This window comes from Exiguobacterium sp. s130, from assembly GCF_018619055.1.
GTDB lineage: Bacteria > Bacillota > Bacilli > Exiguobacteriales > Exiguobacteriaceae > Exiguobacterium_A.
Map to the genome: position 1 here is coordinate 210,264 of NZ_JACSNI010000004.1, position 23,290 is coordinate 233,553.

The following is a 23,290-nucleotide window of genomic DNA, read 5'->3' on the forward strand; positions in this document are numbered from 1 at the left end:
AGTGTTAGATACTAATTAAATTCCCGATTTAACACTGTCTCAAGCCCAGATTCACAGGGATTATAAGCTATTTGTTCCGTTTGTCACCGAATGTTGACAGACAAAAAAACAAGGAAGACGGGCTTCCTTGCCTTTTTTGATTTGATCATTTAAACACGGAAACGGGCAACGAGTACCTGTAGTTCTTCCGCCATATCGGATAATACTTTGGCGGATTGCGAAATCTCTTCCATCGCACTCAACTGTTCTTCCGTCGTCGCTGCGACTTGTTTCGAAGCGGACGAATTCTCTTGCGCGATATGTGCGATTTCCGTCGCTGACGCAGATACTTCTTGGACGTTCGCTGCAATTTCTTCGACCGTCGCCGTCACGTCTTCGATCCGTGGCGTCATTTCCTGCGTTCGTTCGAGAATCTTTTGGAAACGCTCTGCTGATGCTTCTGTCGTCGACAAACCGGCTTTCGTCTGTCCTGAGACTTCCTTCATCATCGTGACCGACTGATCCGTCTCCTGTTTAATGTTTTGAATCAGCTGTGCAATCTGTTTCGTTGAATCCTGTGATTGCTCTGCTAGTTTACGCACTTCACTCGCAACGACAGCGAATCCTTTTCCATTTTCGCCTGCGCGTGCTGCTTCGATTGCTGCGTTCAGTGCTAACAAATTGGTTTGCTCAGCGATACCGTTGATGACATCGACGATTTTTCCGATTTCATTCGAACGATGGGCGAGTGAGCTGATGACACCACCGAAGTTTTGAACGGAGGCATCGATTTCTTTCATCTGCTCAACGTTCTTCAGCACAGCAACTGTTCCATTCTCGGCTTCTGTTGCCGTTGAACGTGACAATTCCGAGACATCGGTTGAGCTCTCAGCGATTCGCATGATGCCTGCTGTAATCGATTGGAGCGAAACAGCATTCGCATCGAGTTGACGTTTCGATTGATCCGCCCCTGCTGCGACCTGTTGAATCGATCCCGCGATTTGCTCAGAAGCGGAAGTCGTTTGGGCAGAGTTCGCCATCAATTCCTGAGAAGAGCCAGCTACTTGTGTAATCGACTGATCGAGATTAATGATGATCGAACGGAGTGAGTCAACCATGACGTTAAAGCTTTGGGCGACTTGACCGACCTCATCATTTGATTCAACGATGACGGGCTCCGTCAAATCACCAGATTGAATCCGTTCTGCTCCACGTGTTAAATGACCGAGTGGGCGAAGAATCGAGCGAAGAATGAAGTAGATGAAGATGGCTGCGACGAGCAACATCCCGCCGATGACAGCAAGCGTTGTCCAAAGAATACTAGATGTCGCACCCGTGATTTCATGATCGTACAGTGTTCCAGCAACCTTCCACTTCGTCAGGTCGTTCGTCATGAAGTCCATCTGTTTGCCTTTGTTTTCAAACTCATAGCCAAACTGCCCTGCTGGGTTAGCGTAAAGTGATGACACCCATTTGCCTGTCGCTTTCTCACCTGGTTTTAATGTCGGATGCGTAACGATTTTTTTCGTAGAATCAAGAATCATTACGTATCCTTCTTTTCCGATTTTGATCTTTTTCGCGATTTCCGCGATCCGGTCGACATCGACATCAATCGCCACGACACCTTTTCCGTTACCTGTCGTCTGCGAGAGCGTGACCATCATCTTGTTCGAGGCAGCATCGACGTACGGATCCGTGATGACGACCTTGCCACCTGCTGCTTCTGCCGATTGATACCACGAGCGTTCCCGTGGATCATAATCATCTGGCATGACCTGTTCCGGGAAAATATTCATATCCCCGTCCGTCGTCGCGAAATAGATGTTCGCCGCCTGCGGATGCATATCGAGATATTCTGTCATTTTTTCCTTTAACGCAGCATTTTGTTTTCCTTTTTGATAGAGCGTTCCGTCAATTCGGTCCGCAAAAAAGGCGACATCGCGCCGCATCGGATCAATGATGTTTTGGATCTCATCATTCATCCGGTCGACTCCACTATGAGCAGATTGAAGAATCTGTTCCGTCATCTTTTGTTTCGCAAGGTCATATGCGACAAAGCCGATTACTAATGCAGGAATCATCAAAAGTAGAACCGATGTCACGATTAATTTTTGTTTGATGCTCATTGTTCGTTTGATCTTTTGTTCCATGTGTCACTCCATTCTCGAGTGCAAGGACTCGCTATTCTACCTTCTCTATCGGAAGAATAACAAAAAATGTTCATAGAAAAATCGATAAACGTGTACTAGTTCACATGAAAAAAGACGACTCAGTTCGAGTCGTCTTCCTTGGTAACGCTTACCTTATGCTTCTTGATCGCCCTTCCAGTTCATCATACCGCCTTCGACGTTGACGATGTCGTATCCATATTGCTCGAGGAAACGACCGACGTTTTCGCTCCGCGCACCCGCTTTACAGATCAAGTAGTAGGTTTCGCCTTCTTGCAATTCCGTATAGCGTTCGCCGATCTCAGACATCGGAAGGAGGCGGACGTTCGGAATATGTCCTGCATCGTATTCATCCTGCTCACGGACGTCGACGACATGCAACGCCTCACCTGCCTCTAATCGCTCTTGTAATTCATCTACATGAATCGTTTTCATTTCGTATGACCTCCTGTATGGTTCTGTCGTAAGTGTAGCAAATCTATCATTAAAACAAAACGAAACGGTTTGATACGAAGTGATGAAAAAGCGGACCCGTTTGCAGATCCGCCCATCTCATTATTCTCCTGATGCTCGACGCGTCGATTGACGTGTCTCTTTATGCATTCCTCGTGCATAATAGACGGCAATCAGAATCACGTACCAGAGTGGTCCAACGACCAGCGCGATCCGTGTACTTGCATCGAATGCCATCAAGACGATGACACCGGCAAGCGCCGCGAGGGCGATATAGTTCGCAATCGGGAAGAACGGAACACCAAATTCTGCTGAACCGTGTACTTTCCGTGCTCGCATCTGAGCGATTAGAATCATTGCCCACGTCCAGACGGCGCCAAACGTCGCAATACTCGTCACAATCGCAAAGACGTCTTCCGGTAAGAAATAGTTCAAAGCGACACCGACGAGCAATGCGACACCTGAAAGAATCGTCGCCAGTGCCGGAACACCGTTTTTCGAGATTTTCGAGAAACGACGTGGTGCTTCACTGTTCTCGGATAAGTTCATCATCATCCGGGCTGTCGAGAAGATACCCGAGTTACATGACGAGAGTGCTGCCGTTAAGACAACGAAGTTAATGATGCCGGCTGCTGCCGGAATACCAAGTGAATCAAATAATAATACGAACGGACTGCTGTTGTTCGCACCGACTTGATCCCATGGATAAATCGATAAAATGACGAAGAGCGCCCCGATGTAGAATACTAAGATTCGAAGGAAGACGTTGTTAACAGCTTTTCGAATCGTTTTTTTCGGGTTCTTCGCTTCCCCTGCTGTGACCCCAATCACTTCAATTCCTAAGAAGGCAAACATGACCATCTGCATGGCAAGGAGTACTCCACCGAATCCGTTCGGCAGGAATCCACCATGTGACCAAAGGTTCGAAATCCCAACCGGTGTGCCGCCGTTTCCAAGACCAATGACGATTGTCAAAGTTCCTAAGATGATCATGGCGACGATCGCGACGATTTTAATCAACGCAAACCAAAATTCGAATTCACCATAAAATTTAACAGCAATGAAGTTGATGCTTGTCATCAAGACAAGTGCTGCTAGTGCCCATACCCACCCCTGGGAATCTGGGAACCATACTTTCATGTAAATACCGACTGCTGTGATTTCCGCCATACACGTAAAAATCCAGAGCAACCAATAATTCCAACCCGTTAAAAAACCAGCTAATGGACTGACATACTTCCGGGCATACTCCGCAAAACTACCAGCGATCGGCTCCCGCACTGCAAGCTCCCCAAGTGCTCGCATGATGATGAAGATAATGATTCCACCAATGAGATAGCCTAGTAAAATTGCTGGACCTGCCAATTGGATCGCTTTCGCTGATCCGAGGAAGAGTCCAACACCGATTGCCGCCCCCAGCGACATGAGTGTAATGTGACGCTCTTCCAGTCCCCGATTCAACTCTGTCTGTTGTTTCATTTTTACGACGTCCTTCCAGTCTCTGTTTGTTTCTTAGCAGTTCCCCGTACCGCTACGTTGTCAGTATAAAGAAGATGTGTCGATTTTGTAAACGTTTTCAATGTATATTTTCATTAAATCCACATACTCGGAATATTCTGATTACGTTAGCAGTATAAAAAAGGAACTACCTGCTACTATGTAGTATACAGGATAGCTCCTTTCGGAAAGTTACAATTGTTATTCAACTTTAGCAAGTGGCACATCTGCTGTTTCGGACTTCCCGGTCAATCGGAAGATCCCGTTCAATAGCAATGCTGTTAGTGAACCAGCGACGATCGGGCTATCCGTCAAAACGCGAATTTTTGACGGGAGACCTGCTACGATTTCAGGATTCATGCTGATTCCTAGACCAATTCCGAGCGCGAGTGCCACCGTGATGACGTGCTCGTTCTTCGAAAAATCGACCCGTGATAAGATACGGATCCCGCTTGCCGCGACCGTTCCGAACATGATCAACATCGCTCCACCAAGAACAGGTTTTGGAATCAATGTCGTAAACGTCGCTACTTTTGGTAAGAAGCCGAGCAAGATCAAAAATCCACCCGCAAATAAAATGACTTTGCGTGTCTTTACGCCAGTCAACTGAACGAGACCGACGTTTTGGCTATAGGTCGTGTAAGGGAAACTATTGAAGATACCGCCAACGATCGTCGCGACACCCTCTGCTCGGTAGCCACGCGCTAGATCCTTATCCGTCAAACGACGGTCCGTGATTTCACCAAGTGTCAAGAACACACCTGTCGATTCAACCATCGAGACGAGACCAACGAGCGTCATTGTCAAGATGGCAGTTGCATTGAATGTCGGTACACCGAAGTAAAACGGTGTCACCATTTGGAACCATGACGCTTCCGCCACCGGACTGAAGTCGATCATTCCCATGCCAAATGCAACGAGTGTACTGATCATCACAGCAATTAAGACAGCTGCCGCTTTTGAGAAGACCGTGCCGTAGCGATTCAAGATTAAAATCAAGACGATCGTTAATCCGGCGAGTCCGAGGTAACGTAAGTCACCAAAGTCTTTCGCTCCCTGTCCGCCTCCGATATCGTTGATCGCAGCCGGAATTAAGGAAATCCCGATGATCGTCACGACGGAACCAAGGACGACCGGTGGGAACAGGACCGCGATCTTACTAAACCAACCTGAAATGACAAGAATGATCAGCCCACTGGCAATCAAAGCACCGTAAATCGCTGTAATGCCTTGAAGACTTCCAATCGCAATCATTGGACCGACTGCTGTAAAGGTACAACCGAGTACGACGGGAAGACCAACACCTGTGTATTTCGTGACGAGTACTTGTAATAAGGTCGCAACGCCACACATGAAGAGATCAATCGCCACTAAATAAGCAAGTTCTTCTCCTGACAATCCGATCGCACTCCCGACGATCAGTGGAACAACAGCTGCTCCAGTGTACATCGCAAGCACATGCTGAAGTCCGAGACTGGCTGCTTTGAAGTTTGATAGTCTCATACGGTCACCGAGTCGACGAATGTCGCTTTTCCGTCCTTCAATGACTCAACACGCGCGAGTGACTCGACACGGAATCCAGCTTCGATCAGTTTTTGACGTCCCGGTTGGAACGACTTTTCAATGACGATTCCAAATCCAGCGACTTCTGCCCCTGCCTGTTCAACGAGACGAGCGAGACCAAATGCTGCTTCTCCGTTTGCGAGGAAATCGTCGATGATCAAGACACGTTCACCCGGTTGCAGGTATTTCTCTGCGACCGTGATTGTATTCGTCTGTTGTTTCGTAAATGAGAAGACTTCAGCTGAAATCGTTCCTTCATTCAATGTGACCGATTTCGTCTTACGAGCATAGACCATTGGTACGCCAAGACGAAGTGCTGTCATCATTGCCGGGGCAATACCACCCGCTTCGATCGTCAAAATCCGCGTGATCCCGGCATCTTGGAAACGATCCATGAACTCATAAGCGATTTCCCACATCAAGGTTGGATCGACCTGATGGTTTAAAAAAGCATCCACTTTCAATACTTGCTCCGATAAGACGATTCCCTCTTGATTAATCATATCGTGTAGACGTTTCATACATGCATTCTCCTCTTTAAAAACGAAAAAACGTACAGCCGCTACCCGGGGGCAGCCACTGTACGCCAAAAAAGAGAGCAGTAACTCACCACCCGTAGTCGGACCGTTACGGCGATCCGGTAGAGACTCGTGGGCCAATTCCCACTATTATACGAGCGTTGCTATACGTTTACGTTTCGTGATTTTCGTGATGTGTACCATTGTACGGGGTTTAGCGAAAAAGTAAAGACTTTTTCACAACGTGCTTAGGCTTGGCGTTCTTCGACTGCTTGTGCTGCCGTGATGATCGCGAGCTTGTAGACATCTTCTTCGTTACAACCGCGTGAAAGATCGTTGACCGGTTTGTTCAAACCTTGAAGGATCGGACCGATTGCTTCGAATCCACCAAGACGTTGTGCGATTTTGTAGCCAATGTTTCCAGCTTCAAGACTTGGGAAGATGAAGACGTTCGCTTGACCTGCGACATCTGATTCTGGTGCTTTTGATTTCGCGACGCTTGGAACGAATGCTGCATCGAATTGGAGTTCGCCATCGATTGCAAGCTCTGGTGCACGTTCTTTCGCGATGCGCGTTGCTTCAACGACGCGCTCTGTCTCTGGTGATTTTGCTGAACCTTTTGTCGAGAAGCTGAGCAATGCCACTTTCGGATCGATCCCGAATGTTTTCGCTGTTTTCGCAGATGCAATTGCGTTCTCTGCTAGATCGTTCGCATCTGGTGCGATGTTGATTGCGCAGTCTGCGAAGACGTATTGCTCATCGTCACGTACCATGATGAAGACGCCTGATGTTTTTTTATAGCCTTCTTGCATTTTAATGATTTGAAGTGCTGGACGCACTGTATCGCCTGTTGCGTGCATCGCACCCGATACAAGACCTTCTGCTTGCCCTGTGTGAACGAGCATCGTACCGAACGTGTTCACATCTTTTAAGATGACAGCACGTGCTTGCTCTTCTGTTGCTTTCCCTTTACGACGCTCAACGAACGATGCGACAAGCTCATCGATTCCAGCGTAAGAAGCAGGATCGATCGTATCAAGTCCCGTGACATCGATGCCGTTCGCTGCTGCTGTTTCTTCGATTTGTACACGTGGTCCGATGACGACCGGTGTGACGAGACCATCTTTTTTCAAACGGACAGCTGCGCCAAGAACACGCGCGTCAATTCCTTCTGGGAAGACGATTTTCGGTTGGTGCGCTTTAATCTTTTGTTCTAACATATCGAATAATTGCATGAGTTTCTCTCCTTTTTAAGTAAACACGACGTCGTCGATTTGATCGATTTTCTTTTCCATCGTTTATTATACACAGTTCTCAATCGTTGTTAAAACAATTTGCAAAAAAGTTATCTAACAAAAGCATTGAAGCCATATTTACAGACTATTACAGTCATTTTCAAGAATGGTACAGAGACTATTTTCAAACAAAGTAATCTCCACTTCCCCTTTTACCCACTCTCTGCTTTTTTCATGTGTTACGATCTCATGGACAAAGACCTTTTCGGGCGAAGCGTTTCAATAGAATGTGATAAGATAGGATATGGAAAAAAACAATTTATTTCAGACTCAGGAGGTCATCCCATGCAACACCAAACATCTGAACCGACTGCTACGCAACAAGCCGCTGAAACACTCGACGGCTGGTATACATTACATGATTTCCGCCGGATCGATTGGTCACGCTTGAAACAAGTCGACGCGACAGACCGCGCGCGTATGATTGAAGAGTTCCAAGCCTTCCTCTCAGAGCTTTCTGGCGTCGAAGCGACAAAAGACGGCAGCCATGCACTTTACACGATCATCGGTCAAAAAGCGGATCTCGTCTTGATGGTTCTTCGTCCTACGATGGAACAAATCCAAGACGTCGAAGTCAAGATGCAGAAACTCGATCTCTATGATTATTTGATTCCGACATATTCTTATGTCTCTGTCGTCGAGCTTGGTACGTACCGTGGTTCAGGCGAAGGAAACCCATACGAAAATCCATATGTGCGTGACCGCCTCTATCCGATCCTGCCACAAGCGAAGCACATCTGCTTCTATCCGATGAGCAAGTCACGTCGCGATGGCGATAACTGGTATACACTCTCAATGGAGAAACGAAAAGAGCTCATGTATCGTCACGGGATGATCGGTCGGAGTTACGCTGGGAAGATTCAGCAAATCATCGGCGGATCAACTGGATTTGACGATTGGGAATGGGGCGTTACGCTCTTCTCAGATGACATTCTTCAGTTCAAGAAAATCGTCTATGAAATGCGTTTTGACGAAGTCAGCGCGAAGTACGGTGAGTTCGGTGAGTTCTTCATCGGCAACCGTCTCGAAAGTGAACAATTAAATACTCATTTTGCACTTTAATGTGTTGAATGACGTTTGATTGAAATATCTCATGGGAATATACTCCTTGCGGCTATAAAACAGTAAGTTGAATGACGTAAGGAGGAATTACCATGGGGAATGCTATGAACCGATCGACACGATCGCGTGAATTGCAATTCGCTGTGCTTTCAAAAGAGCTGAAACCGGTTGCAGATCGTGTACTGGATCGCTATGAGCAAGCATTATCGAAGCTAAACAAAACACAAACGACAAAGCGGTGAATCCGTTTTGATACCTACGCCTACTCTATCGTGAGTAGGCGTTTTTCATATGAAAAAGACCGTGTTTCTCCATGAGTGAAGAAACACGGTCCGTTCTCATAATCCTTTATAGGCACCAATTGCGACAAAGACCCACGCCGCGATGAACAAGACGCCACCGATTGGTGTGATGGCACCCAGTTTCGTCACGTTCGTCAATGCCATGACGTACAGACTACCTGAGAAGAAGACGATTCCGGCGAGCATCAGCCATGCAGCCAATGACCATTGTGGGATCGATGCCTTTAATAAGAGTCCTCCGAGTGCTAGGATGCCGAGCGAGTGTACCATCTGGTAAAGTACGCCTGTCTGCCAGTTTGCAAGCATCCGATCCGTCAACATATCTTTTAAGGCGTGTGCACCGAATGCACCTAGTGCGACCGATAGCATCATCGAGATCGCGCCAATCATAATGAATACTTTCATACTTATTCTCCCCCTAACCGTCGTGCTGGTAAATTCCATTCATAATAATACGATAGCATACGTAAAACCGTGATGAGTCCAAGCAATGTGAACAAATGTAGGGGATTCGTCAATTGGAAACGATCAATCACGAGTGCAGCCATGACAGCCCACATCGCATAAATCTCTTTATGCAGGACGAGTGGTTTCCGACCTGCGAGCAAATCGCGAATCACACCACCACCAACACCGGTCAGCACAGCAGCCGAAATCGTCGCTGACAGTGGCAGTCCTTTTGCTGTTGCCATCAGGGCGCCTTGAATCGCAAACGCAGACAACCCGAGCGCATCCGCGAGGACACCCCAACGTGTCCAGTGCGGCAAGAACAACTGGGGTAACATGAAAATCAACAACGCAACGAGAATCGCGACTAAAAAGAGACCACCTTGCGACCAGAGAGCAGATACTGGTACACCAATCAATAGATTACGAATGGCACCACCACCAAATGCTGTGATCAAAGCAAGTAACCAAACGCCGAATAAATCATATTTTTCTTCCATCGCGACGATCGCACCACTCATCGCAAAAGCGACCGTGCCGATGATATTCAATAAGTCCCAGGACATGCGCACATTTCACCTTTCTACAAAGAAATTCCAATACTTACTATACTCTCTTTTTAGTTTCCGTAAAGCATTAATTTTCTGTCACCGTTTCGACCGTTTGCGAGTGACGTTTTTAGGTAAAGTAACCTATACTGAAACAAACTGTACAGGAAGCTAGGTGACCGTATGAAACGTTGGGCGCTTTATCGCATCGTCGTCATCGTGACGATGTTCGCACGTTACATCTTTACGATCTATCGATTCACCCGGAAAAACCGGCCAGGTACGAACAATGAAGAGTTTGAGCGCATCATGATCCGAATTGCGCGTGACTATAAGAAAAAAGCATTACGGTTGGAAGGATTACTGATCAAGCTCGGTCAATTCTTATCGATTCGAGCTGATTTGTTCCCCCCATCCGTCTTGATGGAACTGACCGAACTGGTCGATAAAGTGCCTTCAAGTAAACTTGGAGAGTCACGAAAGATCATCGAAGAGGATTGGGGTATGCCGATCGAAGAAATCATCTCGGATATCAGTTCCCGTCCTGTCGCTTCTGCCTCGATTGGTGAGGTGTACAGCGGAACCTTAAAATCAAATGGTAAAAAAGTCGCGATCAAAGTCCAGCGACCGAATATCGAACAAATCATCAAAACCGATTTCCGTGCCATGCGTATCGTCATTGCCATGTTGCGCCGGACGTCGTTAAACAAATCGACTGATTTGCAAAGCTTATATCGCCAAATGGTCTTCGTCATCGGGGATGAATTGAATTACCGGACCGAATTAAAAAACGGTCTCTACTTTAAAAAGATGTATGAAACGAACCCCGTCATCTATATCCCGAGTTATTATGAAGAACATTGCACGAATCGGGTGCTCGTCATGGAATGGATCGAAGGGACACGCATCACGGATCTCGATTATCTAGCGGAACATCAGATTGATCGTGACGAACTAGCACGTAATCTCTTCTTGAACGCTGGGGAACAATTACTGTTTGGCGGGAAATTCCACGCCGATCCGCACCCAGGCAATGTCCTCGTCCAGTCCGACGGCAAAATCGTCTTGCTTGATTTTGGGATGATCGGAGCGACGACGCCCGATGATATGCGCGCGATCCAGCGGATTCTTCAGTCCTTCGTCACATTGGATTACGATGCGATCGTCGATGGTTTAGAAGATCTACGATTCTTATTGCCAAATGCGAATAAGCAAAATATCCGACAAGCAATTGAAAAAGCAGTCACGTTCTATCTCGAAAGTGATATGGAAAACGTGGATACAAAACTGATCGAGAAGGTCTTATCCGATATCGAATTGCTCGTCCGAAATGAACCAATCCAGCTTCCTGCTGAGTTTGCTTTCTTTGGACGTGCCGCATCAACGATTCTTGGAATCCTTCAGATTCTTTCACCGCAAATCAACCTGCTGGAACTCGCTAAACCAATGGTTCGACGCTGGCTCGATGACGAAGGGAAAAATCAAAACCGTTACCTACAGATTGCTGGTTCTTACGGCGCGCGATTGCTCGCCTTCCCGCGTCTTGTTAACGATGCCTTAAGCGAACCGACACGTTGGCGGATCATGGAGCAACAAAAGTTCTCTCGTGTTGCGAACATCGAGTCACTCAAAATCCGACAGTGGACGAGTTCGCTCGTCGGGATCATCAGCCTGCCTTTTAGTTATCTCGGCTATTATTTTACGCAGTACGACGTCATGGGCATTTCCTTGACGATCGCTGTCATCGCTTTATGGAACGGTCGCCGGATTGGACGACAAATCGTCCGGATCGCCGATGAACCATTTCGCTAAATGAAACGACCGTACACGTCCACCTCGGTGGACGTTTTTTATTTCAGAATAATTCATCTTCACACCATAAGGTTTTTCCTAACGCCTTGTGGGGTACAACTTCAAGTAGAGAGATAATAGTAAGGAGGGGTGAAACACTTGATTGATATTCTAATTGCCATCGTTCCCGCATTGATGTGGGGATCGTTACCGCTTGTCGTTTCGAAAATCGGAGGTTCAACGGCGCAACAAATCATCGGTACGACTCTGGGTGCGTTGCTTTTCGCGATCGTCACCTTCTTTTTTGTCAGCCCAGAGCTGTCTACGACCGCTTGGGTTGCCGGATTCTTTTCTGGTGCCTTTTGGGCACTTGGTCAAAAAAATCAATTTGCCGCATTTCGTCAAATGGGTGTCTCAAAGACGATGCCTATCTCAACAGGAATGCAACTCGTCGGAACATCGTTGTTCGGTGTTCTTGCTTTTGGCGAGTGGTCAACGACAACTGCCTTGATTCTCGGAATCAGTGCGCTTGTATTGATCATTGCCGGAGCAGCTTTCACGTCTTATAAGGAAGATAAGAGTAAAGAAGATGAGAATATCGGCAAAGGATTGACGCTCCTCCTCATCTCGACTGTCGGATATGTCGGATACGTCGTCATCGCCCGCTGGTTTGATATTAATGGCTGGGAAGCCGTATTACCGCAAGCGATCGGGATGGTCGTCAGCGCCATTCTTCTTTCTTTACGAGAAGGAGACCTCTTCACGAAGAAAACTGCTGGCAATACCATCGGCGGACTCATGTGGGCTGTCGGGAACGTCGCTTTACTGTTTGCTACGGCAAAAGTTGGAGTCGCAACAAGCTTCTCCCTTTCTCAAACAGGTGTCGTCATTTCAACCATTGGTGGCGTCCTCTTGCTGAAAGAAACAAAAACGAAGAAAGAGATGACCTTCGTCATTATCGGTTGTATTTTAGTCGTTGCTGGTGGAATCATGATTGGATTTACGAAACAATAAATGAAGGAGTGAAGCATCATGTATGAAAGTTTAAAAGGAAAAGTTGCCGTCGTAACAGGTGGATCAATGGGAATCGGTGAAGCTATCGTTCGTCGTTATGCAGAAGAAGGCATGCGTGTCGTCATCAACTATCGCAGCCACCCGGAAGAAGCGAAAAAAATCGCTGAATCGATTCAAGAAAAAGGTGGGGAAGCCTTTATCGTCCAAGGGGATGTCTCAAAGGAAGATGATATGATCAATCTTGTGAAAGAGACGGTGGCTCACTTTGGTCAGTTGGATGTTTTCGTCAATAACGCGGGAATCGAGATGCCGTCAGCGTCCCACGAGATGTCGCTCGAAGATTGGCAAAAAGTCATCGACGTCAACTTAACAGGAGCTTTCCTCGGGGCACGAGAAGCACTGAAGTACTTCGTCGAACATGATGTCAAAGGTAGTATCATCAATCTGTCGAGTGTGCATGAAATCATTCCATGGCCGACATTCGTCCACTACGCCGCGAGTAAAGGTGGCGTCAAATTGATGACACAAACCCTTGCGATGGAGTATGCACCGAAAGGAATCCGGGTTAATGCAATTGGACCTGGTGCAATCAATACGCCGATCAACGCTGAAAAATTCGAAGATCCAGAACAACGCAAAGAAGTCGAGAGTATGATTCCAATGGGCAACATCGGGAAACCAGAAGAGATTTCTGCCGTTGCTGCATGGCTTGCGTCGGATGAAGCAAGTTATGTTACAGGGATCACGCTCTTTGCGGACGGCGGCATGACACTTTATCCTTCTTTCCAAGCAGGACGCGGTTAACCTATTTTGAGTAGACAAGGAGAGGACCGCTCATGACCACTTTTTTCTCATTGATCCGTCGCGGAAATAAGTCAGCCCTTGCTGCCGCCATCGTCAATACGATCATTGCCGCGATCAAGTTCGTCGCCTATATCTTAACTGGGAATGTAGCGATGTTCGCTGAAATGATGCATACGATCGGTGACGCAGCGAACCAGTTCTTCGTCTACATCGGTTCTGCTCTCAGTAAAAAAGCACCCACGAAACGGTTTCCGAATGGTTTCGGTCGCCTTGTGAATCTCGTCTTACTTGCTGCGATCATCGTCGTTGCATTGCTTGCTTACGAGACGATTCGGGAAGGCATCTTGCATATCACACACGGTCCTGGCGAAAAGACGAGTGGTTTGTGGATCATCCTGACGGCACTTGGCATTGGTGTTGTCCTCGAAGTCGGAGTGTTCTATAAAGCGATGAAAGAAATCGCGCATGAGACGGGACTCAAATCGAGCGGACTGACACTTGTTGGTCAAAGCTTCGCCCACCTTGGACAAGCCAAACCGGCGACACGTCTCGTCTTCATGGAAGATCTTGTCGCAACTCTTGGTGGCGTCATCGCCATTATCGCTGTCCTGATTTCGCATTATACATCTTTTTATCAAGCAGAAGGCATTGCATCCATCTTGATTGGACTCATGATGTTTTATGTCGTCTATAATGTTTTTATTCAAAATGCTGCCGGTGCGCTCGGTGAGGTTGATGAAGTACTGACGGCTAAAATCGGTGAAATCTTGTTACGTGATGAAGCGGTTCGGGACATCGAAAAACTTGAAGTCATCAAGGAAGGAGATCACTTCCATGTCGAAACGGAGATTGAAGTTGATCCCAACTTGACTATTGCGCAAGCGGACGACATTAAAGATCGACTCGAATTGCAAATTCGCATCCTCAAAGGAATCACCGATGTCACGATTTCCTTTGATGAAGATGATAACGTACAGCAGTATCAACCACCGCCACCACCTGTATGATAGATAAAAGCCATCGCTAGCGATGGCTTTTTTTGCGTTTATCAGCGTGTTGCTCGGACGAATCCGGCTTCTTGTGCTTCTTTCTCCGTACAGAACCGTTGCTCCGGCTTCACTTCATTGTAAGACTGACCACCCGGGACATGGTAAATTTTTTTACCTGACCGATTGATATTACCTTTGATATCGCAGGATTTCGTTTCTGTAATCGCTTGAACATTGAATCCGCGATTCGTGACGTAGCCATCGTGCTTCCAGATTTTCTTCTTTGCCTGCTTGGCTTCCTGTTCGATCTGTTCAAACACATCGACATAACGTGTGTCTGGTTCATAGACGAACGCCACACGCGCAAGACCTTTTCGGAGTAACTCTTGATTCAACATTTTATCGCCGTACCAGACATATGCGAGCAGTCGTCCGTATCGGTCAGCCCGGGAATGATCACGCTCTAACCGAATAGCTGTCCCGCTCGGTAATGTCTCTTTTGTAAACGCTGAAGCTTCCGTTCCATAAGGTTGAACCGGCGTATCCGGTTTAACAGTTTCCGGTGTATCGACGAGCAACAAACGAACATCCTCCGTTTTCCCGTCTGCTAGCCTCACTTTTAATGTATCCCCATCGATGACGCGTTGCACCGTCGCTTTCGTAATCTTTTCATCGTCTGGTTGCTTGATGCCAAGCAGATCGGTTTCTTCTGGTGCACAACCGATGAGAACGAATAAAAAAAGTAAACTTATGAATACAGATCGTCTCATTTCTATTTCTCTCCTTTCCATGAAAATACGGATTCGGTCAATGTCCGAACCCGCATACGCTCTCTTGTTCATAAGTTAGTCTGCTGATAGAACCGTCTCTACTTTGTTACGGTTTGTATAAAGTGTATAGAACGCTTCCGCTACGTTTTTCGGATCAAGTGCCGTTCCGCGCTTCACTTCTCCGGCAATCGTGACGGTTCCGACGTAGACACCGTCTTCCTTCAACGTATCATGGAGCATGTGCGTCACTTGACGAACGCCTGCCTTGCCAATCGAAAGCCCTGGTAACGATTTGATTGCTTGCATCGCAGCGCCACCTCCTGTAATCAGGATGGCGCCGTCTTTTCGTTCCTGCATCGAAGGAGCAACGAGTTGTGCGGCATGCAGTGCACCGAGAACATCGATCTCGAACTCTTTCGTAATCTGTTCTGCCGAGACTTCAAGGACAGATGCTTGATGTAAAATCGAAGCATTATAGACTAAGACATCGATTTGTCCATACTGCTCCTCTGTCCATTCGATGAGTGATGCGATATCGGCTTTTCGAGAAGCATCACATTCTACCCCCACCGCCTCTACACCTTCTTCTTTTAGTTCCGTGATGACGGCTGCAAGCGTTTCTTGTGTCCGCGCCGCACAAACGACTTGAAACCCTTCTTGCCCAAATCGTTTACTGATTTCATATCCGTTTCCTGGTCCTGCTCCAATGACGATGACTGTTTTCATGACGTATCTCCCTTTCTTATTTTAACTGTGATGGTTATTCCCTGAATTGCGTCATTTCATTCAAAAATCGAGCAATGAAGTGCCTTTTTCTTCTTTTTCCTGCGAAACACCCATGAAACGCGCTAACATCGGATCGACTGCTGGGGTTGCCTGAGGCGTTGACGTAGGAAGCGATATTGTCGAACTTGGCGTCGCCTCGGATTCAAGGAGTAATTCACAATAAGCCTTCATCGCTGCAATCTGTTCTTTTTGCGCAGCTCCTGTTGTTTGGTCAATACGTTGCATCGCTTGGCGCATCTTTTCGATGATGTGTTGCTCGGTAATCATCTTGTATTCCTCCTTATGGTAGATTGAGGGTATGAACTTGAAAAGGATGTGTTTTCTATGATTCGTACCGCATTAGTTGGTTTTGGTCTTGCCGGTGAACATTTGCATGCGCCTTATTTACACGCACCTGATTATCAGTTGGTCGCTGTTCAATCGAGTCGCCCGGAAGCGGTCGCTACGTACGATGCGACGCTCCCTGTCTATCCGACACTTGAAGCATTACTTGAAGCGGAACAAATCGATTTAGTCGTCATCGCGACGGCAAATGATCTGCATTATCCACTCGCGCGTCTCGCCTTGCTCTCGGGCTGTGATGTACTTGTCGAGAAACCATTCACCGTCACGCTCGAAGAAGCCGAAACGTTGACAGAACTAGCACGGACACACGGTCGGTTATTGACAGTTTATCATAATCGGCGGTACACGAAGGACTTTCGGACGCTGATGACCTTATTGAAATCTGGACGACTCGGTACGCTCCAGACGTTCGAAGCGCATTATGACCGTTACCGTCCCGATGTGCAGGAGCGTTGGCGCGAACAGGACGTTCCTGGTGCCGGACTATTGTACGACCTTGGTTCACACTTGATCGATCAAGCACTCATCGCCTTCGATGAAATTCCAGACCGTGTCTTTTGTGATCAAACGATTCAACGACAAGATGGGATCGTTGATGACTATACACATCTAATTTTAGCCTTTGGCACGCGACGCGCTATTTTGCATATCGGTTCCATCGTTCCAGCTGTTGGTCCCTCCCTGATGGTGCACGGAACACAGGCGAGTTACTTCGTTGATGAAGTCGATACAAAACGGACGACCTATCAATTGGCTGAAGCAAATGGACCTCTGCAAGACTTCCCTTTTGTTTCCGGTCATTTTGGGGATTATTATACGGATCTCGCTCCAGCCATCCGTAAGCGAACCACACCACCTGTCTCTGCGAAACAGGCTGAACTCGTCATGAAAATCATTGATCGTGCTCAAAAGAGTGCAAAAATGGGTACATGGATAGAAGTAGACTAACTATTCATTTCAGACGAACAGGGGGAAGACAAGATGTTTTCAAGTACGGAACGGACAGCATGGTTAGAAGAGATGGGACAAGAACTTCTAGACGTTCTCGTCATCGGGGGCGGTATCACGGGAGCTGGTATTCTGCTTGACGCACAAAGTCGCGGCATGCGAACAGGCTTGATTGAAATGCAGGACTTCGCCGAAGGGACATCGAGCCGATCGACGAAACTTGTCCATGGTGGATTGCGTTATCTGAAGCAATTCGAGATTAAACTCGTCGCCGAAGTCGGGAAAGAACGTGCCATCGTGTATGAGAACGCACCGCATGTGACGACACCGGAGTGGATGATGCTTCCACTTGTCGAAGGTGGTACATTCGGTAGCTTCTCGACCTCGATCGGCTTACGTGTCTATGATCAACTCGCTGGTGTCAAACGCCATGAACGTCGGACGATGCTTAGCAAAGAAGAAACATTACGTTACGAACCACTGTTACGCTCAGAGCATTTAGTCGGCGGTGGTCGGTATGTCGAATATAAAACGGATGATGCTCGACTGACGGTCGAAGTCTTAAAAGCAGCCATCGGTTACGGCGGACGTGCCGTCAATTATACGAAAGCGGAATCGCTTGTCTACCACAACGGAAAAGTCGTTGGTGTCGAAGTCCGTGACGTCTTAAGTGGCAAAACGTATACGATTCGGGCGAAGAAGATCATTAATGCGACGGGTCCTTGGGTCGATGAACTGCGCGAAAAAGACGGTTCGAAATCTGGAAAGTCTTTACACCTGACAAAAGGGATTCATCTCGTCATCGATCAAGTACATTTCCCGTTGCAACAAGCCGTTTACTTCGATGTTCCAGACGGTCGGATGATCTTTGCGATTCCACGTGAAGGGAAAACGTATGTCGGAACAACGGATACGAACTATAAAGGAGATATTCTTGAGCCTGGTGTCACCGTCGAGGATCAGGACTACATCCTAGAGGCAACGAATCAAATGTTCAACGTCGAGTTACGACCTGAGCATGTCGAATCAACGTGGTCTGGACTACGTCCACTCATTCATGAAGATGGAAAAGATCCAAGTGAACTGTCCCGAAAAGACGAAATCTTCGTTTCGAAATCCGGTCTGATGTCAATCGCCGGTGGTAAGTTGACTGGGTACCGGAAAATGGCGGAACGAATCATCAATATGGTCGCGGAGCAATTCAAGACAGAAGAAAATAGAATTTATCTTGCTTCCCGTACGCACGATATTTTGCTTGGTGGTGGTCATCCACAAGGAAGTAAAGGATTCGCGCGTTACATGAAGGAACAACAACCAAAAGGCGAAGCACTTGGGTTGTCACCGAATGAGACGACATGGCTCATCCAGCGCTACGGTACGAATGTCGAGCGTGTCTTTGAATTGATTCGGACACGCGGTGACGAAGCCGCTCGTTATCAATTACCGTTACACTGGTTCGGTGCCCTTCTGTATGGTCTAGAAGCAGAGCTCGTCATGCAACCCGGTGACTTCTTGAACCGTCGTGCTTCAGCCGTCTTCTTTGATTTCCCTCATGCTGAACAATACGCAGACGGTGTTCTTGCCCTGATGCGTAGTGAACTCGGCTGGTCGGCAGAAGATGAAGCGAAAGCCAATGAAAGCATTCGTCGTGAATTTGACGCGGTTCGCGTCAAAGGTCCTGTTCCACTTTCCTAACACAAGAAGACCCGATCGCCTGAAGGCGACCGGGTCTTTTGATGTGTTTACTCTTCTTCTTTTGAAGCAGCAAGTTCCGCTGCCGGCATGTTTCCTGGGTGTAGATTCGAACGCTTACGCGCAAACGTAAAGTAAAGCACTAAACCGATTGCAAGCCAGATTCCGAAAGCAATCCATGTCTCGAGTTTCAAGTTGAACATCAAGAAGAGACATGCAGCGATTGCTGCGATTGGCACATATGGCATACCCGGACATTTGAATGCACGTGGGAGATCCGGCTGTGTCTTACGAAGAATCAAGACAGCGACAGAGATCAAGACGAATGCTGCGAGTGTACCCATGTTGACGAGGTTCGCGATGACATCGAGTGGAACGAATCCAGCGACGAGTGAACTACCAAGTCCGATCATCCAAGTCGCCTTGAATGGTGTTTGGTATTTCGGATGCACTTCGGAGAATACTTTAGGGAACATCCCGTCACGCGAGATCGCAAACGCGAGACGCACCATTCCGTATGTCATGACGAGAATAACCGTTGTGATCCCGAGAATCGCACCGAGATCGATGAAACCAGCGACCCAGTTTTGACCTGCCATTTGAATCGCAAGTGAGACCGGGTGATCGATACCAGCGAATTGTTTGTAAGGGACGATCCCTGTCATGATGGCTGCGACGATGACGTAAAGAATTGTACAGACAGCAAGTGAACCGATGATACCACGTGGTAAGTTCTTTTGTGGATCACGGACTTCTTCCGCCGCTGATGTAACAGCATCAAAACCGATGTACGCGAAGAAGACGATCGCAGCACCCGAGAAGACGCCTCCCCAACCAAATGGAGTGAATGGTGTCCAGTTTGATGGTTCAACGTAGCCGACACCGACGACGATGAACAACACGACGACTGCTAATTTGATGACGACCATGATGTTGTTGACACGTTTCGTTTCCTTGATTCCCATCGACAACAATGCCGTAATGGCAAAGAGGATCAGGAAGGCTGGAAGGTTGAAGTATGTCTTGGCTCCTTCTACTGCTCCTGGAGCTGCTGAGAGAGCTGTCGGCACATGGATATTAAATCCTGCGAGTAAAGACTGGAAGTAACCTGACCAACCGGCTGCTACGGCACTGGAGGCGAGTCCATATTCGAGAATCAAGTTCCAACCGATGATCCAAGCGAAGACCTCTCCCATCGTTGCATACGTATACGTATATACGGATCCACTGACCGGAATCGTTGATGCAAATTCAGCGTAAGCAAGAGCAGCTAGACCACAGGCGATGGCAGATAGAATGAATGATACGATAAGTCCTGGCCCTGCAGTCAACGCTCCTGTTCCCGTCAAAACGAAGATTCCGGTACCGATGATGGCGCCAATTCCTAAAAACGTTAAATCCATCGCGCCAAGATTTCGAGCAAGTCCACTGTTGCGTTTACTTGCAGCAATCATAGCGGAAACATCTTTTTTCCGCGTCAAACTCATGATGTACTTCCCCCTATATCCGTTGTGATTTGTCTTACGAAGCGAGTCGTCCGTAAGAACTTAATCAAAAATTTACGAAGTTTTCAGATAAATTGATATAGGTCATTATACCTATTTGTTTTTTGCGTGACGCTTTCATCTGTTAAAGAATAAAAATCACTTCAAAAATATCGGTATGTAACATCTGTTACATACCGATATTTCTCTCCTTTTTCAGTCCACGTTTTAAGTCGTTTTCCACGTCTTCGTCCATTCTAAAAACACTTGGTAATCTAGCTTTGTTCGCATGACATAAGCTTCTGACCAACGCTCGATCTGCTCCAAAAAAGCAGTGTCTGAGACACCGATAGCTTGAATGATTTCAACATCCGCATGATGGGTTAATATTTTTTCTTGAATTCCCGCATCTTGATCTGCCCGCGCATGGATTTTCGCGGTAATTTGACCTTGAATACATAACACGTTCTCAAGATCTTCCTGACTTTTTATATGCTTCGCCTTTAGTTTTTTCTTGTACGGTGAGCGCTCGCGTACATAATATTCCTTTTTTTCAATCGTCAGATAACCAAGATATGGATCTTCATGTGCCTGCATCGCCTTTTGCGACGTGATGACCCGTCTCCCTTGATGAACGGTTTCTGCTTCTGGACGATAAACGGGCAGGAATAACGAAGGGACAGACGTTTGCGCTTGTTTCATCTCAAGAATCAAATCTTCTTCTCCCCCTTCGCCCTCAATCAAGATGTAATAGCGCTCGAGACCAATAGATGCTGTTCCGCTGTCTAATTTACGAACGATATCCTTGATCGTATAGAACGATTCCTCACGGCGATCCTCGGTGTCGATCGTCTCGATGTAGGAAGGCCAGGCAGATTCAATTGCTGCTCGTGTCGCGTCATCTACTGCTTCCATATCCGGGAGTGTACAAAATCGTCTCACGCCATCTACCAGTTCTGTTCGCTCCCCCATTAATTCTTCACGTTTTTTTTCTGCTTTCTTGATTAACTTCTTGATTGGTCCTTTTGTATTATCCCGCGTAAAACAGACATCACTCGGATCTTTTCCGAGAGCGTACTTTTTTAAATCGTGTAAGTATTCGAGAACATAATTGCGAATCGCAGGAGTCGGATCATATCCTGCCTCTTCGGCGAACAAGCGGACGGAGACCGCCATGCGAATCAAATCATATAAATACGACCCTAAGTATCCTTCATCAAAATCATTGACGTCGTAGATGATTTCTCCTTTTGCATTGCCATGAACACCGAAGTTCTCAAAGTGGAGATCGCCCTGAATCCACGTTGGTTTATCACGAGGTGTATCAAAACCAAGGGGGATTCGCGTCACGTCATAATAAAACAGGTGCGAACTCCCGCGGAAAAAGCGAAACGGACTCAAACTCATCTTGTCGTACTTTTCCTGACGTGCCTGCTCATCGAGCTGACGGATTTCATGATCGTAGAAATCAAGTACCTTTGCAATCGTCATTTGTCGAATCTCTTCATACACGGACTGAAACATCTGATCCTCTCCCTTCCATTTGAAAAAAGAGCAGTCAAAACGAAATCGTTTGACTGCTCCCTACATGTTACTCGAAATGTTTTTTATATTCCCCGTATCCTGCCGAATCAAGCTCTTCTACCGGAATAAATCGTAACGCTGCTGAGTTGATACAATAGCGTAGACCACCAAGCTCTGTCGGACCATCATCGAAAATGTGACCAAGATGACTATCTGCATTCGCAGAGCGCACTTCCGTCCGCGTCATCCCATGACTCGTGTCGAGTTCGACTTCCATCTTGTCTTCTGAGATCGGTTTAGCGAAGCTCGGCCAACCACAGTTTGACTGGAATTTATCTTTTGATGTGAAGAGTGGTGTACCATCGACGATATCGACATAAAGACCTGGACGTTCCTCATCCCAGTATTCGTTACGAAAAGCAGGTTCCGTCCCGTTCTCTTGTGTGACTTTATACTGAATCGGTGTCAGGCGCTCTTTTAATTCTTTTTCCTTACCGTGATCCTTCCACGCTTCCTTGATGAATTTCGCGCGACCGGAGCCGACACTATACATCTGATAACGGAACGGATTCTTTTTATAATAATCTTGGTGATATTCTTCAGCTGGCCAAAACGGCTTTTCTGGACGAATCTCTACCGCGACTGGTCGCGAGAAGCGTCCTGATGCGTCAAGCGCAGCTTTCGAACGTTCAGCTGCTTCACGCTGTGTTTCATCGACATAAAAGATAGCCGGTTGGTACGATTCGCCACGGTCATTGAATTGACCTCCGCCATCTGTCGGATCGATTTGACGCCAGAAGATATCGAGTAATTCTTCGTACGTAATGACGGACGGATCGTACGTGACTTCAACCGCCTCCAAGTGACCTGTCGTTTCCGAACAGACCTCTTTATAAGTTGGGTTCTCTGTATGACCACCGGTATATCCTGAAATGACCTGCTCTACCCCATCATATTTATGGAATGGCTTGACCATGCACCAGAAACAACCACCTGCAAATATTGCTTTTGCCATCTATCTTCCCCTCCTCTGTATGTCTCTATTTTACCGCGTTCAGAGAATGGACTCGACTTTCCTGCTCATTCAATCCTCTGGGTTCGTTTTTAGGCGACGCATGACGAAGTAGATCGCCGCAAAGACAAGAAGCAGTCCTCCAAGCGAATACCAGATGTTATTCAAGCGATAGATCATTTGATATAAGGCAAGCGTCACAAGCAATAATGCGATCGGTAAGAAGGCACGCTTAAAGTGGTACCAGTAATTCACAAAGATCGCCTCCTGTTTTTCTTTCATCTTACCCGATATGTCAT

At 47.1% G+C, this 23,290-nt stretch carries 23 protein-coding genes and 1 riboswitch; of the genes, 8 read left to right on the forward strand and 15 right to left on the reverse strand.

Going from position 1 to position 23,290, the window contains the following annotated elements:
- Positions 1-149: 149 nt before the first annotated feature.
- From HZS85_RS12125 to pta, 6 genes are all read right to left on the reverse strand, one after another.
- Positions 150-2,129: a methyl-accepting chemotaxis protein gene (locus HZS85_RS12125; protein ID WP_214856247.1), complete on the reverse strand. Its 1,980-nt coding sequence runs from the start codon at positions 2,127-2,129 to the stop codon at positions 150-152.
- Between the two features lie 153 nt (positions 2,130-2,282).
- The gene (locus tag HZS85_RS12130) at positions 2,283-2,582 is read right to left on the reverse strand and encodes a rhodanese-like domain-containing protein (protein WP_035411426.1); all 300 of its coding nucleotides are present in this window, start codon (positions 2,580-2,582) and stop codon (positions 2,283-2,285) included.
- Between the two features lie 120 nt (positions 2,583-2,702).
- Positions 2,703-4,079: an amino acid permease gene (locus HZS85_RS12135; protein WP_214856249.1), complete on the reverse strand. Its 1,377-nt coding sequence runs from the start codon at positions 4,077-4,079 to the stop codon at positions 2,703-2,705.
- A 219-nt stretch (positions 4,080-4,298) separates the two neighbouring features.
- A complete protein-coding gene (locus HZS85_RS12140) occupies positions 4,299-5,600 on the reverse strand; it encodes a nucleobase:cation symporter-2 family protein (RefSeq protein WP_214856250.1) in 1,302 nt (433 codons plus the stop codon).
- Positions 5,597-6,181, reverse strand: coding sequence for a xanthine phosphoribosyltransferase (locus HZS85_RS12145; protein ID WP_214856251.1), 585 nt, complete (start codon positions 6,179-6,181; stop codon positions 5,597-5,599). The genes HZS85_RS12140 and HZS85_RS12145 overlap by 4 nt, the downstream gene beginning before the upstream one ends.
- 75 nt (positions 6,182-6,256) lie before the next feature.
- Positions 6,257-6,356, reverse strand: a riboswitch (purine riboswitch).
- A 70-nt stretch (positions 6,357-6,426) separates the two neighbouring features.
- Positions 6,427-7,413, reverse strand: a complete 987-nt coding sequence (gene pta, locus HZS85_RS12150) for a phosphate acetyltransferase (protein ID WP_035399200.1) — start codon at positions 7,411-7,413, stop codon at positions 6,427-6,429.
- A 345-nt stretch (positions 7,414-7,758) separates the two neighbouring features.
- On the opposite strand from pta, the gene hemQ reads away from it, so the two are divergent.
- Positions 7,759-8,535, forward strand: a complete 777-nt coding sequence (hemQ, locus tag HZS85_RS12155; RefSeq protein WP_050677313.1) for a hydrogen peroxide-dependent heme synthase — start codon at positions 7,759-7,761, stop codon at positions 8,533-8,535.
- A 92-nt stretch (positions 8,536-8,627) separates the two neighbouring features.
- Positions 8,628-8,777: a hypothetical protein gene (locus HZS85_RS12160; RefSeq protein WP_023466754.1), complete on the forward strand. Its 150-nt coding sequence runs from the start codon at positions 8,628-8,630 to the stop codon at positions 8,775-8,777.
- Positions 8,778-8,873: 96 nt separating this feature from the next.
- Here HZS85_RS12160 and HZS85_RS12165 read toward each other — a convergent pair whose 3' ends face one another.
- Entirely contained in the window at positions 8,874-9,242 is a 369-nt protein-coding gene (locus HZS85_RS12165; protein ID WP_214856252.1) for a DUF423 domain-containing protein, read from the reverse strand.
- A gap of 2 nt (positions 9,243-9,244) precedes the next feature.
- A complete protein-coding gene (locus tag HZS85_RS12170; RefSeq protein ID WP_023466752.1) occupies positions 9,245-9,850 on the reverse strand; it encodes a trimeric intracellular cation channel family protein in 606 nt (201 codons plus the stop codon).
- Positions 9,851-10,015: 165 nt separating this feature from the next.
- Here HZS85_RS12170 and HZS85_RS12175 point away from each other — a divergent pair, with 165 nt between their 5' ends.
- The 4 genes from HZS85_RS12175 to HZS85_RS12190 all read left to right on the forward strand — a co-directional run bounded on the left by HZS85_RS12175 (position 10,016) and on the right by HZS85_RS12190 (position 14,448).
- Entirely contained in the window at positions 10,016-11,644 is a 1,629-nt protein-coding gene (locus HZS85_RS12175) for an ABC1 kinase family protein (protein ID WP_214856253.1), read from the forward strand.
- A 141-nt stretch (positions 11,645-11,785) separates the two neighbouring features.
- Positions 11,786-12,637 (forward strand): GRP family sugar transporter, encoded by an 852-nt coding sequence (locus HZS85_RS12180; RefSeq protein WP_214856348.1) that lies wholly within the window; start codon positions 11,786-11,788, stop codon positions 12,635-12,637.
- An 18-nt stretch (positions 12,638-12,655) separates the two neighbouring features.
- Positions 12,656-13,441, forward strand: a complete 786-nt coding sequence (locus HZS85_RS12185) for a glucose 1-dehydrogenase (RefSeq protein WP_214856254.1) — start codon at positions 12,656-12,658, stop codon at positions 13,439-13,441.
- Between the two features lie 32 nt (positions 13,442-13,473).
- Complete coding sequence (locus tag HZS85_RS12190) at positions 13,474-14,448, forward strand: cation diffusion facilitator family transporter (RefSeq protein WP_214856255.1); 975 nt, start codon at positions 13,474-13,476, stop codon at positions 14,446-14,448.
- Between the two features lie 41 nt (positions 14,449-14,489).
- Here the strand turns inward: HZS85_RS12190 and HZS85_RS12195 are convergent, their stop codons facing one another.
- From HZS85_RS12195 to HZS85_RS12205, 3 genes are all read right to left on the reverse strand, one after another.
- On the reverse strand, positions 14,490-15,200 hold the full coding sequence (locus HZS85_RS12195; protein WP_214856257.1) for a thermonuclease family protein: 711 nt from the start codon (positions 15,198-15,200) through the stop codon (positions 14,490-14,492).
- 75 nt (positions 15,201-15,275) lie between these two features.
- A complete protein-coding gene (locus HZS85_RS12200) occupies positions 15,276-15,926 on the reverse strand; it encodes an SDR family NAD(P)-dependent oxidoreductase (RefSeq protein WP_214856259.1) in 651 nt (216 codons plus the stop codon).
- Positions 15,927-15,986: 60 nt separating this feature from the next.
- Positions 15,987-16,253, reverse strand: a complete 267-nt coding sequence (locus HZS85_RS12205) for a DUF5327 family protein (RefSeq protein ID WP_214856262.1) — start codon at positions 16,251-16,253, stop codon at positions 15,987-15,989.
- 57 nt (positions 16,254-16,310) lie between these two features.
- Between HZS85_RS12205 and HZS85_RS12210 the strand changes: the two genes are divergently transcribed.
- Together HZS85_RS12210 and HZS85_RS12215 are read left to right on the forward strand one after the other, a co-directional pair.
- Entirely contained in the window at positions 16,311-17,279 is a 969-nt protein-coding gene (locus HZS85_RS12210) for a Gfo/Idh/MocA family oxidoreductase (RefSeq protein ID WP_214856264.1), read from the forward strand.
- 33 nt (positions 17,280-17,312) lie between these two features.
- Complete coding sequence (locus tag HZS85_RS12215) at positions 17,313-18,974, forward strand: glycerol-3-phosphate dehydrogenase/oxidase (RefSeq protein WP_214856266.1); 1,662 nt, start codon at positions 17,313-17,315, stop codon at positions 18,972-18,974.
- Between the two features lie 47 nt (positions 18,975-19,021).
- Here the strand turns inward: HZS85_RS12215 and bcaP are convergent, their stop codons facing one another.
- The 4 genes from bcaP to HZS85_RS12235 form a co-directional block, all read right to left on the reverse strand.
- Positions 19,022-20,458 carry a branched-chain amino acid transporter BcaP gene (bcaP, locus tag HZS85_RS12220; RefSeq protein ID WP_214856267.1) on the reverse strand — a complete coding sequence of 479 codons (1,437 nt, stop codon included), beginning with the start codon at positions 20,456-20,458 and terminating at the stop codon, positions 19,022-19,024.
- A gap of 225 nt (positions 20,459-20,683) precedes the next feature.
- Complete coding sequence (locus tag HZS85_RS12225; RefSeq protein WP_214856268.1) at positions 20,684-21,979, reverse strand: DUF2252 domain-containing protein; 1,296 nt, start codon at positions 21,977-21,979, stop codon at positions 20,684-20,686.
- A 67-nt stretch (positions 21,980-22,046) separates the two neighbouring features.
- Complete coding sequence (gene msrA, locus HZS85_RS12230) at positions 22,047-22,994, reverse strand: peptide-methionine (S)-S-oxide reductase MsrA (RefSeq protein ID WP_214856269.1); 948 nt, start codon at positions 22,992-22,994, stop codon at positions 22,047-22,049.
- A gap of 69 nt (positions 22,995-23,063) precedes the next feature.
- A complete protein-coding gene (locus tag HZS85_RS12235) occupies positions 23,064-23,246 on the reverse strand; it encodes a hypothetical protein (RefSeq protein ID WP_035411695.1) in 183 nt (60 codons plus the stop codon).
- Between the last annotated feature and the right edge of the window lie 44 nt (positions 23,247-23,290).

Excerpts from the sequence above, each read along its gene's own strand:
- HZS85_RS12125 (WP_214856247.1), bottom strand. The coding sequence starts at position 2,129 with ATGGAACAAAAGATCAAACGAACAATGAGCATCAAACAAAAATTAATC.
- HZS85_RS12130 (WP_035411426.1), bottom strand. The coding sequence starts at position 2,582 with ATGAAAACGATTCATGTAGATGAATTACAAGAGCGATTAGAGGCAGGT.
- HZS85_RS12135 (WP_214856249.1), bottom strand. The coding sequence starts at position 4,079 with ATGAAACAACAGACAGAGTTGAATCGGGGACTGGAAGAGCGTCACATT.
- HZS85_RS12140 (WP_214856250.1), bottom strand. The coding sequence starts at position 5,600 with ATGAGACTATCAAACTTCAAAGCAGCCAGTCTCGGACTTCAGCATGTG.
- HZS85_RS12145 (WP_214856251.1), bottom strand. The coding sequence starts at position 6,181 with ATGAAACGTCTACACGATATGATTAATCAAGAGGGAATCGTCTTATCG.
- pta (WP_035399200.1), bottom strand. The coding sequence starts at position 7,413 with ATGCAATTATTCGATATGTTAGAACAAAAGATTAAAGCGCACCAACCG.
- hemQ (WP_050677313.1), top strand. The coding sequence starts at position 7,759 with ATGCAACACCAAACATCTGAACCGACTGCTACGCAACAAGCCGCTGAA.
- HZS85_RS12160 (WP_023466754.1), top strand. The coding sequence starts at position 8,628 with ATGGGGAATGCTATGAACCGATCGACACGATCGCGTGAATTGCAATTC.
- HZS85_RS12165 (WP_214856252.1), bottom strand. The coding sequence starts at position 9,242 with ATGAAAGTATTCATTATGATTGGCGCGATCTCGATGATGCTATCGGTC.
- HZS85_RS12170 (WP_023466752.1), bottom strand. The coding sequence starts at position 9,850 with ATGTCCTGGGACTTATTGAATATCATCGGCACGGTCGCTTTTGCGATG.
- HZS85_RS12175 (WP_214856253.1), top strand. The coding sequence starts at position 10,016 with ATGAAACGTTGGGCGCTTTATCGCATCGTCGTCATCGTGACGATGTTC.
- HZS85_RS12185 (WP_214856254.1), top strand. The coding sequence starts at position 12,656 with ATGTATGAAAGTTTAAAAGGAAAAGTTGCCGTCGTAACAGGTGGATCA.
- HZS85_RS12190 (WP_214856255.1), top strand. The coding sequence starts at position 13,474 with ATGACCACTTTTTTCTCATTGATCCGTCGCGGAAATAAGTCAGCCCTT.
- HZS85_RS12195 (WP_214856257.1), bottom strand. The coding sequence starts at position 15,200 with ATGAGACGATCTGTATTCATAAGTTTACTTTTTTTATTCGTTCTCATC.
- HZS85_RS12200 (WP_214856259.1), bottom strand. The coding sequence starts at position 15,926 with ATGAAAACAGTCATCGTCATTGGAGCAGGACCAGGAAACGGATATGAA.
- HZS85_RS12205 (WP_214856262.1), bottom strand. The coding sequence starts at position 16,253 with ATGATTACCGAGCAACACATCATCGAAAAGATGCGCCAAGCGATGCAA.
- HZS85_RS12210 (WP_214856264.1), top strand. The coding sequence starts at position 16,311 with ATGATTCGTACCGCATTAGTTGGTTTTGGTCTTGCCGGTGAACATTTG.
- HZS85_RS12215 (WP_214856266.1), top strand. The coding sequence starts at position 17,313 with ATGTTTTCAAGTACGGAACGGACAGCATGGTTAGAAGAGATGGGACAA.
- bcaP (WP_214856267.1), bottom strand. The coding sequence starts at position 20,458 with ATGAGTTTGACGCGGAAAAAAGATGTTTCCGCTATGATTGCTGCAAGT.
- HZS85_RS12225 (WP_214856268.1), bottom strand. The coding sequence starts at position 21,979 with ATGTTTCAGTCCGTGTATGAAGAGATTCGACAAATGACGATTGCAAAG.
- msrA (WP_214856269.1), bottom strand. The coding sequence starts at position 22,994 with ATGGCAAAAGCAATATTTGCAGGTGGTTGTTTCTGGTGCATGGTCAAG.